The 15,988-nt window shown below is 62.9% G+C and carries 18 protein-coding genes and 1 pseudogene; 8 read left to right on the top strand and 11 right to left on the bottom strand.

The window, feature by feature from the left end:
* Positions 1-45: 45 nt before the first annotated feature.
* The 3 genes from ACGFI7_RS00300 to ACGFI7_RS00290 form a co-directional block, all read right to left on the bottom strand.
* The gene (locus tag ACGFI7_RS00300) at positions 46-555 is read right to left on the bottom strand and encodes a hypothetical protein (protein ID WP_393397396.1); all 510 of its coding nucleotides are present in this window, start codon (positions 553-555) and stop codon (positions 46-48) included.
* A 65-nt stretch (positions 556-620) separates the two neighbouring features.
* Positions 621-1,151, bottom strand: a complete 531-nt coding sequence (locus tag ACGFI7_RS00295) for a hypothetical protein (RefSeq protein WP_393397393.1) — start codon at positions 1,149-1,151, stop codon at positions 621-623.
* 62 nt (positions 1,152-1,213) lie between these two features.
* A complete protein-coding gene (locus ACGFI7_RS00290) occupies positions 1,214-1,546 on the bottom strand; it encodes a YybH family protein (RefSeq protein WP_393399556.1) in 333 nt (110 codons plus the stop codon).
* On the opposite strand from ACGFI7_RS00290, the pseudogene ACGFI7_RS00285 reads away from it, so the two are divergent.
* Positions 1,520-1,627: pseudogene (locus tag ACGFI7_RS00285) on the top strand (winged helix-turn-helix transcriptional regulator); the annotation flags it as partial. The gene ACGFI7_RS00290 and the pseudogene ACGFI7_RS00285 sit on opposite strands and share 27 nt — an antisense overlap.
* A 49-nt stretch (positions 1,628-1,676) precedes the next feature.
* Positions 1,677-1,853 carry a winged helix-turn-helix transcriptional regulator gene (locus ACGFI7_RS00280; protein WP_393397390.1) on the top strand — a complete coding sequence of 59 codons (177 nt, stop codon included), beginning with the start codon at positions 1,677-1,679 and terminating at the stop codon, positions 1,851-1,853.
* Between the two features lie 65 nt (positions 1,854-1,918).
* Here the strand turns inward: ACGFI7_RS00280 and ACGFI7_RS00275 are convergent, their stop codons facing one another.
* Positions 1,919-2,398 carry a hypothetical protein gene (locus ACGFI7_RS00275; RefSeq protein ID WP_393397387.1) on the bottom strand — a complete coding sequence of 160 codons (480 nt, stop codon included), beginning with the start codon at positions 2,396-2,398 and terminating at the stop codon, positions 1,919-1,921.
* A gap of 316 nt (positions 2,399-2,714) precedes the next feature.
* On the opposite strand from ACGFI7_RS00275, the gene ACGFI7_RS00270 reads away from it, so the two are divergent.
* From ACGFI7_RS00270 to ACGFI7_RS00260, 3 genes are all read left to right on the top strand, one after another.
* A complete protein-coding gene (locus ACGFI7_RS00270) occupies positions 2,715-3,104 on the top strand; it encodes a hypothetical protein (protein WP_393397384.1) in 390 nt (129 codons plus the stop codon).
* Between the two features lie 475 nt (positions 3,105-3,579).
* Positions 3,580-4,299, top strand: coding sequence for a hypothetical protein (locus ACGFI7_RS00265; RefSeq protein ID WP_393397381.1), 720 nt, complete (start codon positions 3,580-3,582; stop codon positions 4,297-4,299).
* 637 nt (positions 4,300-4,936) lie between these two features.
* Positions 4,937-6,109 (top strand): hypothetical protein, encoded by a 1,173-nt coding sequence (locus tag ACGFI7_RS00260; protein WP_393397378.1) that lies wholly within the window; start codon positions 4,937-4,939, stop codon positions 6,107-6,109.
* A gap of 24 nt (positions 6,110-6,133) precedes the next feature.
* Here the strand turns inward: ACGFI7_RS00260 and ACGFI7_RS00255 are convergent, their stop codons facing one another.
* Positions 6,134-6,424: a hypothetical protein gene (locus ACGFI7_RS00255; protein WP_393397375.1), complete on the bottom strand. Its 291-nt coding sequence runs from the start codon at positions 6,422-6,424 to the stop codon at positions 6,134-6,136.
* Between the two features lie 437 nt (positions 6,425-6,861).
* On the opposite strand from ACGFI7_RS00255, the gene ACGFI7_RS00250 reads away from it, so the two are divergent.
* The gene (locus tag ACGFI7_RS00250; protein WP_393397372.1) at positions 6,862-7,065 is read left to right on the top strand and encodes a hypothetical protein; all 204 of its coding nucleotides are present in this window, start codon (positions 6,862-6,864) and stop codon (positions 7,063-7,065) included.
* Positions 7,066-7,194: 129 nt separating this feature from the next.
* Here the strand turns inward: ACGFI7_RS00250 and ACGFI7_RS00245 are convergent, their stop codons facing one another.
* The 4 genes from ACGFI7_RS00245 to ACGFI7_RS00230 all read right to left on the bottom strand — a co-directional run bounded on the left by ACGFI7_RS00245 (position 7,195) and on the right by ACGFI7_RS00230 (position 9,925).
* Positions 7,195-7,503 (bottom strand): transposase, encoded by a 309-nt coding sequence (locus tag ACGFI7_RS00245; protein WP_393397369.1) that lies wholly within the window; start codon positions 7,501-7,503, stop codon positions 7,195-7,197.
* Positions 7,428-8,048, bottom strand: coding sequence for a hypothetical protein (locus tag ACGFI7_RS00240; RefSeq protein WP_393397366.1), 621 nt, complete (start codon positions 8,046-8,048; stop codon positions 7,428-7,430). Before ACGFI7_RS00240 ends, ACGFI7_RS00245 begins: the two co-directional genes overlap by 76 nt.
* Before the next feature lie 315 nt (positions 8,049-8,363).
* Positions 8,364-9,580, bottom strand: a protein-coding gene (locus ACGFI7_RS00235) for an IS3 family transposase (protein WP_393397363.1) whose coding sequence is annotated in 2 segments (ribosomal slippage) — positions 8,364-9,271 and positions 9,271-9,580 — 1,218 coding nt in all. Because the reading frame shifts where the segments join, the coding sequence is not laid out codon by codon here.
* A 27-nt stretch (positions 9,581-9,607) separates the two neighbouring features.
* A complete protein-coding gene (locus tag ACGFI7_RS00230; protein ID WP_393397360.1) occupies positions 9,608-9,925 on the bottom strand; it encodes a hypothetical protein in 318 nt (105 codons plus the stop codon).
* Positions 9,926-10,916: 991 nt separating this feature from the next.
* Here ACGFI7_RS00230 and ACGFI7_RS00225 point away from each other — a divergent pair.
* On the top strand, positions 10,917-11,537 hold the full coding sequence (locus ACGFI7_RS00225; RefSeq protein ID WP_393397357.1) for a hypothetical protein: 621 nt from the start codon (positions 10,917-10,919) through the stop codon (positions 11,535-11,537).
* On the opposite strand, the gene ACGFI7_RS00220 is transcribed toward ACGFI7_RS00225, so the two are convergent.
* Together ACGFI7_RS00220 and ACGFI7_RS00215 are read right to left on the bottom strand one after the other, a co-directional pair.
* Positions 11,518-12,720: a hypothetical protein gene (locus ACGFI7_RS00220; protein WP_393397355.1), complete on the bottom strand. Its 1,203-nt coding sequence runs from the start codon at positions 12,718-12,720 to the stop codon at positions 11,518-11,520. The genes ACGFI7_RS00225 and ACGFI7_RS00220 overlap by 20 nt on opposite strands.
* Before the next feature lie 9 nt (positions 12,721-12,729).
* A complete protein-coding gene (locus ACGFI7_RS00215; RefSeq protein ID WP_393397353.1) occupies positions 12,730-13,902 on the bottom strand; it encodes an ImmA/IrrE family metallo-endopeptidase in 1,173 nt (390 codons plus the stop codon).
* 820 nt (positions 13,903-14,722) lie between these two features.
* Here ACGFI7_RS00215 and ACGFI7_RS00210 point away from each other — a divergent pair.
* The coding region (locus ACGFI7_RS00210; RefSeq protein ID WP_393397351.1) for a hypothetical protein at positions 14,723-15,988 on the top strand (1,266 nt) is incomplete at its 3' end.

The following is a 15,988-nucleotide window of genomic DNA, read 5'->3' as shown; positions in this document are numbered from 1 at the left end:
TGACGTACGTATGACGGGTGCGGGCGCGACAACTCATCACTTCGGTCAGCCGGCGATGGACCAGCAGTAGAGCAGTTGGCCGCTCTCCTTGGCCCGCCGCGCCAGCGCGACGAGCCCTTCGACCAGCTCGCGCGTCTCGCGTTCGTACGGGTTGTCGGAGGGATCCTCCGTCAGCCACCGCCGAGCCACGTCAGGCAGGCGAGCATCATCGAACCCGGCCAGCACGTCGCGCACCCGTACGGGAAGCTCCTCGATCTGCGGTCCCACCAGGTAAGGGGAGTCCCTCGGCAGAGCCTCCACCTCGACATCGGTCGTGGGCGCGCCGTCGGGCGGGGGATACAGGACGACGGTCTTGACCAGCTCGTCGGAGTAGGGGACCTTCCCGATGAGGGCCACCAGTTCACCGATCGCCACCTGGGGGTCGATCCACTTGGTGTCGACCACGTCGAACACCGGCGCACCGGGGAGAGGCTCGGCCGGCGCCCGCAACCGGTCCGGCCGCCAGGTCGCGGTGGCGCGATCGGGCGCGCGGTAGTAGTCGTGCATGGCGCTCATGAGGCGGGCGTCCCTGTCCGTCGACGGCTCGGGCCAGGCTACGGGTGCGGGGACGTACGCGGAAGTCAGCGCCATCGGCGGTCGGAGAGCCGTTCTCTCGTACGGACCGACGCCAAGAACGCGACCAGCACCGCACCCGCCAGATAGTGCAGGACCGGGCTGTACGTGACGAGGCGCCACCCACCGAATCGGATCGTGGACGTGCACCCGTCCGAGATGACCTGCACGACGTACGGAATGGTGAAAACCCCGGCGAAGACCACGAACACCGCCACCGTCACCCACGCGGCGACTGTCCCCCACCTGCCCCGAAGAGCCAGGGTCGTACACAGCCCGAGCGCCATCACCGCGACGGGCCAGCCGTTCATCTCCGCGAAGATGATCCGCAAGTTGATCTCCGCCAGCCGGTCGAGATCCGAGAGGACCAGCGGCTCGGAGCTCAAAGCGCAGTAGGAGCCTCGCGCGGAGTAGGTCGGCCCTTCAGGAAAGTACATGGCGTACATACGCAAGGCGGGAGCCGCCAGAGCCGCCACGGTCAACAGGGGCACACCCCAGCGCGGGGGGATCACCGATAACGGAAGCAAGATCGCCGCCACATGGTCGCAGATGGGAGCGCCAGCCTAGATCATCTCCCTCACCCACGTACCCCGCCGTCCCGTCACCTGACCTGGTGGCCTTCTGGTTGCACGCCGAAAGGGTTGTCGATGACATAGCGCCAGCGCCCATCCTGCCCACGTCGGGCGACATCGGTGGCCGTGCCCTCGATGTGCACAGCCTGGCCGTCGCGGTCCGTGCCGTCGATGACCCAATCGACGATCAGCAAGGCGATGTCGCCCGTGGCGTAGACGTGCCGAGGCCGTACCGTGATCGGCACCCCAAGCTCTACGAAACGACCATTCGCGGCCTGGGCCTCCTGCCCGACGACCCCCGCGCCCATGTCACCGAGCCCGTTCCCGCCTGCCCGGTGGAGGTCACCCTCGCGGCCCTGCACGGCCGGTGGACAACCCTGGTGATCCGCGAGTTCCTCCAGGGCGACCGCACCTTCACCCAACTCCGCCAGGCCCTCCCCGCGCTGTCGGACAAGGTCCTGTCCGACCGGCTGGCACACCTGACGGAAGCCGGTGTGCTCGCCACACCTGACGGAAGCCGGTGTGCTCGCTCGCCGCCGCGAGCCCGGCTGGCCGTCCCGGGTGCACTACACACTCACCGCACAGGGGCAACGCCTCGGCCCCGTCCTCCAAGCCCTCTGGGACTGGGGCGCACAGCACCACCAGCCGCCCCCATCGACCGAGACCTGAAAGCGCTGAGCCCAGAAGCGCCACACAGCCACCTGGTACGCGTGGGGCGAGCAGGCCGAACGGCGTTACCTCCGCCAGTGCCCGCCGCGGCAGATGTACGTACGCCCGTTCGACGCGACGCCTACCGCTCCTGGATTGCCGCAGAAGCCGCCCGGGTGTGCTCTGGCGAGTGGTGCCTGCTCCGGTTCCCGTTCCGGCTTGGGCTTGGGAGTACGCGTCGGCCGGCGCCGCCCCTTTTCGGGATCGCGGTCGTCTCGATCGCGGGACTTGGTGACGCCGTCGCCGTCTTTGTCGTCGTCGTAGCGGTCTTCGATGCCGTCACCGTCAAGGTCTTTGATGTGCCTGACGGGTTTCGGTGTCGGCGTCCAGGAGGGCGTCGACGTGATGGTGGGCGGCGCGCTGGCCACGGCTGCGGGCTCTGGGTCGTTTGCGGGCTCTGGGTCGTTGCCCACGAAGAGCGCGTTGCAGCCGACGACGACAAAGGCGAGCACGGCAAGGCAACCCCACGCCCCACCCTGCTTGCCCGACTTGGATTTGCTGGGCATGGCGTCCCCTCCGGATCCGCGCGAACACGAACGGTATATGGGACGCTGCTTTACGCTACTTGGTTGGCGGGATAGTCCTCATCAAGCACTTGTCGCGTGGGCGGCACACTATTCACCGCGCCTCGCGCTGGCTTGGACTCGGCGATGCGCTGGAGGCTGCCGATCTTCACAGCCATGGCATCGGCCCGGCATCGTGGCAGACATGCTGCGCCTCCCCCGCCGCCTTCCGCCCCTGAAGCGCCTACTCCCCCAGCGCCGCCGCTCCGTCTCCAGGCCGCGCCGCCCCGTACCTCTGATCCCGATCAGCCTCGCCCTGATGCTGACCCTGGTCCTGGCCGCGGCCTCGGCCGTCGGACTGATCGTGCTTGCCTTGATCGGGCTCGGCTCGCCCGACCTTCCCCGCGGCGAGCTTGACGTCACCAACCTGCTGGAAGTCATCAAGATCTCCCTGGCCGTGGTCGCCGGCGTCGGCGGGGTGGTCGCCCTGGTCATCGCCTACCGTAAACAACGCCTCGCCGAAGCTGGAGAGGCCCGCGAGCACACGAAGCTGTACGCCGAACGCTTCGACAAGGCCACCGACAAACTCGGCTCCGAGGCCCCCTCGGTCCGCCTGGCCGGCGTCCACGCCTTGGCCGCCCTCGCCGACGACTGGCCTGGCGGCCGCCAGATGTGCATCGACGTAGCGGCATCCGGCTGCACACCCTGAAACGCAGAAGAGGCCCCGTAGGGCCTCTGACCTGCTGTTACTGCTGGTGGCAGGTGCAAGGTTCGAACTGGCGTAGGCTGAGCCGACGGTTTTACAGTCCCGTCGCGATCAAGCTCTGACCTGGGCTTTTATGGTTCACGAAGCCACTTGGCCGCGTATTGGCCGTGATTAAGCTTCGGACGCCCCCAGGCGTCAACTGCGATGACCACAACGGCTTCAGCTTATGGATTGCGAGCACAATCCGCAGAACCTATGCGATTGGCGTCCAGGTATCGATCAGGCGAATAGGGACGCGGCCGGACAATCTCGATGAGCGAGCAACAAGTATCCCACCGAGTAATGAGTATTTACTGGTATGGGTCGTACCTCTACTATTACGGAAGGTCCGCCGGCCTGCACCACCGCCGATCCCGGCGGACGGAACCCCGGATCATCTGCTCACGGTACTGGGCACTGAAATGCGAAAGGAAGGGACATGGCTGAAACAGGTATGCAACGCGTCACTGTAGTTGCCTGGTACGGAGAGAAGTCTGCTCTTCTCGATAACTACATCAGAACCGTTCAAGAATTGATGCAGCAGCTACTGGGGCCCGTTTTCCAGCCTCGTGTGCAAGAGGAGGTCCATGCGACCATCATCGGCTTGGAGCACTCAACCGATTCGGCGTCGCTAGGCAGCCTCCTACGGATGATACGCATGCTCAGATCCGAGTTTATCGGAGGGGTGCCCGTGCAGTTCGGAGGTTACAATAAGTCACTCAACGCGTTCACAAGCCGAGGGCTGCGTCTGTATGACCGCACTCTTTGGCTTCAGGGAAACCAGTGTGTGACAATCGGATGGCCCATCATTAACGATCATCCAACGACGCTCCTGGATACGTTGCGCAGAGAATGCGGAAGGTACGGATTTCCACACAAGTATCACCGGACCCCAGACGCGACAGATCCGGACGCTTATATGGTTGTGGGAGGTCTGAATGATGCGGATGCAATAGAGAGTCGAGAAGCTGCAAGGCGTCTTGGTCGCGCACGTGAGCTCGTCTCACAGGAAGGCGTGAAGATAGTTCTTCGGGCAGCCGACATCTTCCTTGTCCATTACGAGGACACCTCGCTACCGCTCTCAACCTCCAGAGCTAACTCGATAATCGATTTCGAAGATGAAGCAACGCTTGGTCACTTCCTGCGAGAGGGCTCGTGAGCATCCGTATCTGCTCTGATACTCTGCGAACACTCACGAGCGCACTCTTCTAGGAATTAATTCAGCCGCGCAGTGCCGCGCACAGCTCGTGGATTACACTTATGACGACTATCGAAATGATGTCGCGCGTGCTCGATACCCACCCCGTGGCGATAAGAACAAGAACGCCGATATGACTAACTGACCTCCATACGCGCTGCTTCACCTTGGGTACCTGCACGACGATCGTTCTAGGCCCCGACATATCTCTGACGGGTGTTACCTTGTTCATCCAGCTCACCTCCCGACGTCTACTAGAAACGTTGCCAGAAGGCGCTCCGGCGGGTAAGCCCAGTAGCAGGAGAGCGAACGGGGGGAAAGGCCCATGATCCATACCCGTGCTGATCTGCGAGTATTGCGATCGTCGGCAAATTGCCCCCTGTTACAGGTCGCGGGCCGGGGGTATGCTGGCGCCGTGTCCCCTCTCTCTTCTAGAGATCGTGCTGACCTGAACAGGCGTTTCAGGGACGCGGTCAGGCGCGATCGTGATCTGTTGTGCCAAGGAAACAGGGAGACGAGAAGGCATCTGTCTCGGAACGAGAACGCATCGTACGGTCTCTATACCGGAGGCTGGCTGAGTTGGCCACACCTGGCAGACATGATCTATTCACGATTACACGGTCTGGATTTCGATCTTGGATGGGACCGTAAGACTGTTCTCAACGTCCTGAAGACTGGGGACAACGTTCTGCCGCGAGACTCGTACCAGCGCCAGGTCTTTCTTGAAGCAGTCCAAAGCGTGATGAACCACTGCTTCGACATCGAGACCGAACAGAGAGCGCTTGGCGCATCTCCTCATAGATACGTTGCCCTATTCCTGGGGACACCGCCCACCGAGACGCACTTTCAGCCTTTCGGATTCGATCCAGCGTCAGTCGGCTTCTTCCGCATAATCGATTGGAACTTCTCCCGCCGCCTCGACCGGCGGCATAATATCGGTCCGATCACAGTCGTTCCATCCCTCCACCAGGATTGGGTAGACCCGGTCTCCCTGCAAGTTTATCTGGAGGAGGAGTCTGTAAAGCCTGGCAGTCCATGTCCGACGCTTGTTGCCTACGATGAGGACACTCGGGAATCAGCGAACCAGCAACTCTGCCTTAGTGTCGCACGGAGTCAATATTATGAGCATGTGGCAATCCGCCGCTACCTGCGGGATCATCCTCAGGATTACCAAGCCATTGTGGGCCGCATCTTGCGCAGCGACCAAGAAGGCGGTCTGAGTAAGTTGATTCGAGGCTCGCCCAACTCGAACATCGTCGTCAACGTGACAGTGCAGAGTCGCAACGGTCGGATAATGATGGTTCGAAGACCTCAGGGCGCGCGGGTATGGCCGCATTTTTATCAGGTCGGTGTCCATGAGACAATGAACTGGGGAGAACCTGGACGGTCGCTCGAAAATTGCCATGATCTTGCAGTTCGAGCCTTGGTGGAAGAGGCGAATCTCACCGATCCCGAGCTGTATAATGACAACATTGTTTTCTTCTGGTTCGGTCTCTATGCTGTTGAGGTGTCGGCGTACTTCTTTGCTCACGTGAAGACGAAGCTGGAGGAGGGGGAACTCGTCGAACTTGCGCAACGAGCTCATAGCGCCTATGAGTTCGAAGAGATCGACTGGTATGACTTGAACCGGGACACCGTCAAGGCGGTCCTGTCTACCTGGCAGCACGGCCCTTGGGACTCTGGCACCGATGATCGAGGGCGCAGATATCTTCCCCACGCCACCATGTCCCTCACGCAGCTATACCGCGTTTCGCGCCAGGGTATGCTTTGATCGAGACGCCGCAGGTTATACGCGTCAAGAAATGCAGCCGGCGGCCAGGTAATCTGCGCCACTCATTAATCCGAAGCCCAGCAGGCCGAGCAGGAGTACTGCTGCGAAAGTCAGTGCACGAACGCGTTCGCCGAAAATCCAAGCTATCACGTCAATAGTGCTCGATATCTGCCCGCCTCTTCCAGGTCCGAACATAACGGCGAGGACGAACACTATGAGGCACAGGACAGCCGGGGTTATCAGCAACTTCCCGAAGTCATAGGCAACCATTGCCAGCGGGCAGGGAATAAGAATAAGTGCAACGCCACCAACCACAGTACCCCCATCTGGACCGTCGACCGGCAGGCTAATGCTTCTGGTCGCACGATCGCTTCTCGACTCGACTTGTCGATATTTGTGACAGTGCAAAGATGGCTGCCACTACCCCGGGAGAATGCCTCTCTCACTCTAATGTAGTTATCTGTGACGTCAAGGCCACGCTTGGTGAAAACCCGCAGCCATAAGCTTCGAAACTGAGCGTTAGCCTCGATGACCTCGGCTATTCAGCCGGGAGTTCGCTCTGAAGATCGATAACTGAAGAAGGTGCCCCCGGCCTGCGATGATCCGACTGCTTAGATCAAGACATCGCACAGAACGGACGCACCTTCCGGGTGAACAGTACGGCATGGCACCACCGCTTGTCCGTCCAAGGGGACGGCAAAGGACTCATCGGACACGCAGGAGCCATCCTCCTGCACAAATGCGCTGATCAGATGGGGTTAACCGAAGCGCTGGGCGCAGCATTCACCCGACTGGGCCGATCACCGTTATGGGACCGGGGCCTGGTGCTCGTCCAGCTCGCGGTGGCGATCGCGCTGGGAGCGACCAGCATGCGGCAGATCGCTCTGCTGGCCTCGATGACTCACGGGGTGGTCGTCCCTCCTGATCGATTTCGGCTGATGGAGTTTTCTTCCTGATCGTCCTGTTCAATCCGGGCGAGTGGCACGTCGGCTTACCCGAGACGCTCGGGCGGACGGCGGTTCCACAGGCCGCGAGGGGATCCCCTCTCTCTCCTTTCCGGGATCGTCGGTAGACGTTCACGCTGGTCAGGTGGGCGCCGGCAGAGCACACAGACGCTGCCAGCAGATCAGGAAGGCGTTCTTCCACGGCCAGGTGACGCTGATCTTCAGCATCCTCCGGCGAGCGTGAGAAACCAGCCGTGCGGGCAGGTGCCAGAGGCAGTAGCGGAGGGTCTGCGGCTCAGCGCGAGCCAGTTCGGTGTCGTCGTGCAGGCCGAGCAACCGGGTCCAGGCGTGCAGATCAGCGGCGAGATTGCAGGTCAGGACCCAGCCGACGTTGACATTCCACATCTTGGACGGCAGGTTGCGCAGCCCCATGGCCTTGTTCGTCCGCACCCTGTCCTCGACTTCGGCGTGATCACGGTGGACGGCGTCAATGAAGGCGAGCCGGTGGCTGCCGGGGATGCCGCGCAGGCCACGTGGTCCGAGGTTGGTGGCGATGATGGCGTACTTCCATCGGTCTTGTTCTCCAGGTCGGTGAGCTGCGCTGTGTCGCGGGCCGAAGGGCGCACGCGGCGGACCAGCAACCTGACGCCCCACAGTGCGGCGCGTTCGTCCAAGCCGGTCAGCTCGGCTACGTGGGCGTGCGGGTGGACCTCGCCGTCCTGGCGGACGGCGGCCTGCCAGGCAGTGGCGGGCAGTTTGGCGATCGCGCTCTCGTCGGTGCCGGTGATCTTCCAGCCGACGGTGAAGCGGACGGTGCGCCGGGTGGTGTTCAGGCCCTTCATGTGTTCGACGAGCTCATGGGTGGCGCCCGCACCGTCGATCCGGATCCAGATCTTGGCTCGGAAGCTGTCGGGGATCTGCCTGATGGCTTCGGTGAGCACGCGTACGTGGTCGGCCACGGTGTTGGAGCCGGCCGATCCGGTGCGCAGCAGCATCGCCGGCGATTCGTGGTGAATCGGGTCGAGGCGCGGTGCTGGCGTTTCCGTCAGTCCGTTTCCCCGGCCCGTTCCCCGAACCGGCCGTGCCCGTCTCCGGGCAACCGGCTCTCCGCATGTCCCGTCAGGTGGATGTGCTTCTTACTGCGCTGCTGGGCCACGGCGTGGGGATGGCTGTGCCTCGGTAGCGGTAGCGCTCGGTGCGCACTGCTGCGGGGTTGAACAGTTTCACTTCGCCGTCGCGTGGCCACCATCCGCCGCCGTCATAGCGTTGGCGGATGTCGGGGGCTCACCCCGCAGTGTGGACACCGGTTGTCATGCGACGAGCTGCACCCTATCGATGGTCTGCTGCTCGTAGTCGATCGGGCTGAGGTAGCCGAGGGCAGAATGCCGCCTTCGGGTGTTGTAGCGGGTGATCCACTTGAAGACGGCCAGGCGGGCCTCGCGCGCCGAGGACCAACCTTTGGCACCTTGCAGTGTCTCGCGTTTCAACGTGGCGTTGAAGGCCTCCGCGGCGGCGTTGTCGGCGCTGGTACCGACGGCGCCCATGGATTGGCGCACGCCGAGCTCGGCGCAGACTCTGGCGAACTCGGCCGAGGTGTACTGCGCTCCATGATCGGCATGGAAGATCGCCCCGGCCAGGCTGCCCCGTGTCGCGGCGGCGGCGCGCAGTGCATCGGTCACCAGCTCGGTGCGCATCCGATCGGCGATCGACCAGCCCGCCAGCCGGCGTGAGCCCAGGTCCAGCACGGTCGCCAGATACAGAAACCGGCCCTCACCGACGGGCAGGTATGTGATGTCGCCGACATAGCGCTGGTTCGGGGCCGGCGCGGTGAAGTCCCGCTGGATCAGGTCGGGCACCTTCTGATGGGACGGCTCGGGCACCGTGGTGCGCACCTTCTTGCGCAGGTGCAGCCCGACGATGCCGGACCGGCGCATCACCCGCGCGACCCTCTTGTGGTTGACCGTGTGGCCTCGGGCCCGCAGCTCGGCGGTGACGCGCGGACTGCCGTAGGTGCCGTCGAACGCGGCGTGGATCTGCCTGATCTCCTCCGCCAGCGCGGCATCGGCCGCGGCCCGCTCCGCGCGGGCCGGCGCCGCCTTACGCCACCGGTAGAAGCCTGAGCGGGACACCTTCAGCACCCGGCACAGCCGCTTGACGCCGAAGGCGCCCGCGTGGTCGTCAACGAACTCGAAGCGGCTCACCAGTTCGTCTCTCCCGCGAAATATTTGGCCGCCCGGCGCAGGATGTCACGCTCCAGCTCAAGCTCCCGGATCCGGGCCTTGAGCTGCTTGTTCTCCTCTTCCAGCACGTCGTCGGACGATAGCGGGCCACGCGCCGGCTTCCCGGCCGGGCCCCGCACCTTGGCGCCCGCGGTGCCCTCCGCCTGCGCCTGACGCACCCAGTTACGCAGTGTCTCCCGGCTGATTCCCAGGTCCTCGGCCACCGAGGCCAGCGTCCGTCCCGGATCGGACAGGTACAACGCGACGGCGTCCGCCTTGAACTCCGGCGGGTACGACTTCATCGCCACGTGGAACTCCTTGTCTCCGGATCTCCATCATCCGGTACTCAAGGTGTCCACACCTCGGGGGGAGGTTCCGAATCCCGTCTCGGTCGCGGCAACCAGTTGCCACACGTGCCTGCGTACCCGCGCACGGGCCCGGGCGATCCAGACCTGCAGGTGCTCCGACGTGCCGATGGGTTCCAGTGCCCGCCGCACGGTGGAGTCCGAGGGGGGCTTGCCGAAGAGCTGCTCTTGGTGAGCGAGCAGGGCGATCTGCCGCATGCTCCTGGCTCCCAGCGCGATCGCCACCGCGAGTTGGACCAGCACCACGCCCCGGTCCCACACCGCAGATCCGCCCAGCCGGGCGAACACACTGCCCAGCGCTCCTGTTAACCCTGTCTGATCAGCACATTTGCGCAGGAGTACGGCTCCTGCGTGCCCGATGAGCCCCTTGCCGTCCCCTCGGACGGACAAGCGGCGGTCCCATGAAGTAGCGTTCACCCGAAAGGTGCACCCGTTCTCTGCGGTCTCGTGATCTAGGCAATCCGATCATCGCAGGTCGGAGGCACCTTTCTCTATTAACGATCTTCAGGATGAAATTCCGGCCGAATTGCTGAGGTTGGATGCCCTCGACCTCGCTCCGCCATCTCTCGCGGGTGGGAAAGCCGTGTCCCAGCAGGAGGGCACTCAAAGGCCCGATTGTGCTTATCTACGGCCCCACTTGTCGAAGTGGGCGAGCATGCCGGCGGCGACTGCCACGCTGGAGCGACGTTCCTCTACCTAGCCAACTCAGCCCCAGCTTCGGCTGCGACGAGGCCGGCGATCGGATGCCCTGCGACCATCTGGCCGTCCATGCTGATTGGGTCCAGCCGTAAGCGCAGTGTGCATGAGCTTGTCGATGTGACGACTCGTTGGTGCAATGAACATCTGGGATCCATCCTTCCGATCACCTTGATATTCATGATTCGTGAATCCATAATGAGCAGTCATGCGGCAACTAGCCCGCGCAACACGGAAGGACGTGTCGACGCTCCTACTGGGCAACCGACACAAGCTAACGGTGGTGACAGCTCTGGCCCTGGCCAAGAACGGCCGAGTCAACCTGACCGATCTGGCCACCTCACATGGGCTCGCTGCGTCGGTCTACTACCAGCCGACAAAAGACCTGATGGCGTTGGGACTGGTACGTCAGGTCGAAGCCGTTCCTGGGCAGCGAAGACGCTGGTATGAGCGGTGCGGGGACACGCGAGTGTGGAGGGGGCTGCGGGCGCTGGCACGTGCCTTGGAGGACTACTCGCCACCAGAGGTGGCTTCAGATGACCCCGGATGAGAGACGGACACGGCACTAGGGCAAGGTGAAGGCATGGCAGTCACGATGCAGGTACCCATCGACATGGTGTCGGCGGCTGCCAGAAGACCGGGTGGTCTGGTGCCAGCAGACTCACAGATTGCTCTGGTGAACGTTCTCGGATCACAGGCGCTGATCGCCTACCAACTGGATGAACAAGAACGTCGGCGACGAGCGTTGGCTCGTGCTGAAGCGCTTCTGCGGCCGGAGGTTCTCGATTTCTTGATGAGCCTCCCGCTGGACCAGCCGGTACCGCTAGCCTCCTTGACACCTGCCGAGCAGCGAATGTTGGCGCGAATTCCACGAGGAGCCGTAAGCCGCCAAGACCAAGGGATTGTGCGACATGCGGTCCACCCTCTCCGCTTGGATCTTGCCGTGGTTCCAGCTCGAGGGTGGGAATCCGCACTGGAACGCGTCGGTCGCTTCACACCGTTCTGCGCACGCGCCATCTTGGTAGAGGGACCATTGCGTCGCCGAGAGGATGCGATCCTACAGACGGACTTCTACGGTATCGGCCTCCTAGCTACCCGGGGAGACGACGTAGAGGTTGTTGTGCCGCCGCGGCCGTTTGTTCGCAAGCGATTCACCGTAGCCGCGTGGCAGTTCCTTGAGGAGGTTAGCCAGCAGTTGAACTAACCCCCTGAGAAGCACCCCTAGCTGGGGCGGGCGTATCACCCTCGATCGGGAGGGTGGCCCACGCACGAAGAGGCGGGGGTACCTTGAAGGCACGGGGCTGCTGGATCCGCACGTTCTCCAACTCGTAGCAGTTCACGGCGCGTGCACAGCGGTCGCGCCACCAGAGATGGCGCTCACGCCCAGGATTCTTCGCAGCCATCTCGTTGACCCACGCGCCCCAAACGTAGGCGTTGTGGTCCTCAGACTCGATTCGGGCCTCGCCGTCAGGACTGTTGAAACGGTCCAGACCGCGCCCGCTGCACACCACGCAACTGCAGCGCGCGGGCTCAACGTTCGCGTACCGCCTCGCCAATGATTGCGCCCCGCTGAATCGCATCAGCTCGGGCATCAGCACGCTTGGATACTGCGCGAATCCGCTGGACTCTGCCTTCTGCGGTCGCTCTCCCGCCGGAACAGCGTGACGGATGGAGCTGTCGGCGCCGATCCCGGCAAACAACGCTCCGTGGACCATCGCGTCCAAGGCAGCCAGATCGCTGCGCAACAGGGCCACCTGGTCAGCCTCGGTAACCAGGCGCCGCAAGTTCACGGTGGTCTCCTTGAAGGCCGCCATCGGGTCGAACTGGCGGATCAAGATGATGGCCTTGGGCTGACGGATCTCCTTGCACACGGCGATGAGCTGCTTGATGTGCTCGGAATTGAGCCACGCGATGTCGAGCGGCAAGACAACTACAGTGTCTTCGCGCTCGATCTGCTCAGCAGCACGCATGATCGCCTTGAGCGTCTTGGAGGCTGCCGCACGGACATATCCGGTGGGGGTCAACGCCGCGTCGGCGCCACGGTGACGCTGGAAGTCGAGACAGTCTTCAAGGCTCGGGAACAGCGTGTCTTTCGGCAGTAAGAAGGGCTCATCAACAGTGGCCTTGTGGGTCAAATATGCAGCGCTGTCGATCAAGACAACCCCTCGATAGCCAGCGTCACGCAACTGGCTGGCGCGGTCATCAGCATTCTTGCCGGTCATCACCACACCGCTCAGCCGGCGGTCGACGGACTTGCGCACACGGGCTCGGAACCGAGCATTCTCTTGGTACAGCACGCGGCCAGTCAGCAGCTGTGCCGCTGTCGACTGCGGACCGGTGATCTCGGGCTCGGCAGTGGCACGGCCCGGGACGGAGGGGTCGATCATCAGTTCACCTCAGAGACGTGCCGAGGGCAGGGGGCTCTCGGGCAGGGATGAAGCACTCCGGTAGATCTTGTCGAACTCATCGGGGGTCAGCCCGGCCAACTGCGCCATCTGAGCAACGCTGAGGCCGTCGTGCTCTTGAAGTTGTTTGACGACGCTAGACAAGGCTTGCGGCGTCTCGCGGGAGACAGCTCCAGGTTCCGCCGTGCGGTATCCCAAGGCCGACATCTCCACCATGATATTGCGATACTGCCAGTCGGAAATGACGCTCAATGTCAACGCGCGACGAGCCAATGCGGCCATTGACACGCCCCAGCGTCCCTTGAGATGGAGCAGCCGCGTTAGGTCTACGCCGTCCTTCAGTTCCTCCGAAATGTCCTCGTGCGGCATGAGGAATTCCGCGGCAAAGCGGTCGGCCTCGGCCTCCTGCTCCCGGCCAGTGCCCGGGTCGGTATGCATGATGACGTGACCGAGTTCATGGGCCAAGCTGAAGCGAAACCGGTCTGGTGGACTGGCGGAATTCAGGAGGAAGAGCGGAGGCTCACCGTACGACCACTGACTTACCGCATCCAACTCCGTCGTGCCCAGATCGCGCACCACGACCATGGCGCCGGCCTGCTCGATCACAGCAACGAGATTGCTGATAGGCCCCCTAGACAGGCTCCAGCGCTCTCGGAGCTGCTCAGCCGCATCTTGTGGAGTATCTAGATCGTCGATCGGAATGTGACAGAAACAATGCTCTCCCGACAGACCGACGGCGTGCGTTAGCGCCTTGATCTGCATGCGGGTCAGAGCGAGTATCGCGTGGATACGACGCAGCCCAGTAGCTCCCATGGAAGCGCGCTTGCGATGGTGGACCAGTCCGATGCCCACTCCATGAACGTCTGCGGGCGAGCACAGCACTTCTGGGGCATACCCTAGAGCGGCGGCGAACAGTAACAGCCGATCACCAGTAACGGCCAACCGCCCAGCCTCGGCCCGACTGATGTATCCCTGGGAGATGCGCGCGTCTGCCTCCAATCGAGACATGGCCTGAGCAACATCAGCCTGCGTCCAGCTCCGCGACTCACGGGCCAGGACGAGCATGGCTGGATCCGCGGTCATGTCTTCTAGCAGCACGCCTTCACCTCCCAGCCGATGCGACTCCTCCAAGTATAGCGCAGGTAAATCCTCCGAATGATCCATCAAAATATTCCGCTCGCTATAGCTACACGTCGCCACTCGCAGCGAGCCGGAACCCAGATGGCTGAAATGGATCAGAGTAGAGCAGACTGCAGATCTTCCCGTGGGCCCCAGGCGCAGGCTCCTCCTCCGGTCTGACCGGAGTCGCCTCGGACATCATGCGCCCAAGCGTTCGCGTCTGGAACGCCCTCAGGGATGCAAATGCCTCGCCGACGATCACACACCGATGCGTCAGGTGCCCTTGATCAAGTGGGAACGCATTGGGACGATCAACCGTAGATGGTCGGCGGTCGCCGTGGACAGCCGGACACAACACGAGAGGCCCGCCCCGGCGTTTCCGCTGATGACGGGCCTCTTTAGGCTCGTGTGGCAGGTGCAAGGTTCGAACTTGCGTAGGCTGAGCCGACGGTTTTACAGCGGGCCGACGTTCCTGCAGCATCAAGCCTCTGACCTCGGCATACATCTTCCGCCTACCCTCATCGGGGATGATCATCCCGCATATATCCCGCAAGGCAGTACCCGCCCACGATCGCCCTTGGAACCTCCGGATCAAAAGAAGACGATTCGATCGACATCCGAGGCTCTGACCTGCGATCGCGGCGTCCGCGGACGTCCACCGAGTTCCGCCGAATTTCGCTCTCTTGGCTGTACTCGTGGCTGTACAGCCGGGTCCTTCAGCACTTCCTCCTATGGTCGCCGGGCCCCCGGTCACGCTGATCTCGTAGAACCAGAGGCGTGGCCTGCGCTCGACCGTCGACATGAGATCTTGTCCGCATAGAGCAAAGAGAAGCAGGTTACGGATATTTCAACGAGAATCGAGCCTATGCACGAGAGGCTTTCATTCACCTCCAAGTTGGGCCTTGGAGAACTTTCGACGGTCGAGCGCCAGCTATGCGATGTGTTCTTACGTGGTGATGTGCTCGATTTGAGGGCGAAGGATCAGGAGAAGGACGATCCCGAGCGTGGAAAGGAGTGGGGCAAAGAGCGGCAGGTGCGGGCCGAGATCATCGTCGCGTTGCTGCTGTCGGCAGTGAAGCCAGATCCTGGCCGGGTAGCAATGCTGTGGCTGGCGGGGGCCCGGGTGATCGGTGACCTATCGTTGGCCTATGCAGAAGTGACGTCTCCCCTACTGTTGGTGGACTGCTGCTTCGACGAGCCGATCTGCCTGGATGAAGCGGCGACTCGGTCGGTACACCTCACCGGTAGCTCCATCCCACGTCTGGATGCGAACGACAGCAAGATCAAGGGGCATCTGACCCTGGAGAGGTGTCGGGTTCAGAGCATTGCCCTCACCGATGTTCACATCGCTGGTCAACTCAACTTCAACGGTGCGCGCTTGACCAACCCGAACGGGGACGCCCTCAGCGCCGACCGGTTGGTCGTCGAGGGAGGCATGTTCTGCCGAGAAGGGTTCCAAGCACAAGGCGCAGTCCGCCTCCCCGGGGCTCGCGTAGCCGGTCAACTCAACCTCAACGGTGCGCGCCTGACCAACCCGAACGGGGACGCCCTCAGCGCCGACCGGTTGGTCGTCGAGGGAGGCATGTTCTGCCGAGAAGGGTTCCAAGCACAAGGCGAGGTCCGCCTCCTCGGGGCTCGCGTAGCCGGTCAACTCGACTTCAGCGGTGCGCGCCTGACCAACCCGAAAAGGGACGCCCTCAACGCCGACCAATTAGTCGTCGAGGGAAGCATGTTCTGCCGAGAAGGGTTCCAGACAGAAGGCACAGTCCGCCTCCCCGCGGTTCGCATAGCTCAACTCGACTTCAGCGGTGCGCGCCTGACCAACCCGAACGGGGACGCCCTCAACGCCGACCAATTAGTCGTCGAGGGAAGCATGTTCTGCCGAGAAGGGTTCCAAGCACAAGGCGAGGTCCGCCTCCTCGGGGCTCGCGTAGCCGGTCAACTCGACTTCAGCGGTGCGCGCCTGACCAACCCGAAAAGGGACACTCTCAGCGCCGACGGGTTGGTCGTCGGGGGAGACATCTTCTGCCGAGAAGGGTTCCAAGCACAAGGCGAGGTCCGCCTCCTCGGGGCTCGCGTAGCCGGTCAACTCGACTTCAGCGGTGCGCGCCTGACCAACCCGAAAAGGGAC

Source organism: Nonomuraea sp. NPDC048826 (genome assembly GCF_043198225.1).
Classification (GTDB): Bacteria; Actinomycetota; Actinomycetes; order Streptosporangiales; family Streptosporangiaceae; genus Nonomuraea.
The sequence above is the reverse complement of the archived record's forward strand: the minus strand, read 5'-3'. Positions and strand labels throughout refer to the sequence as shown.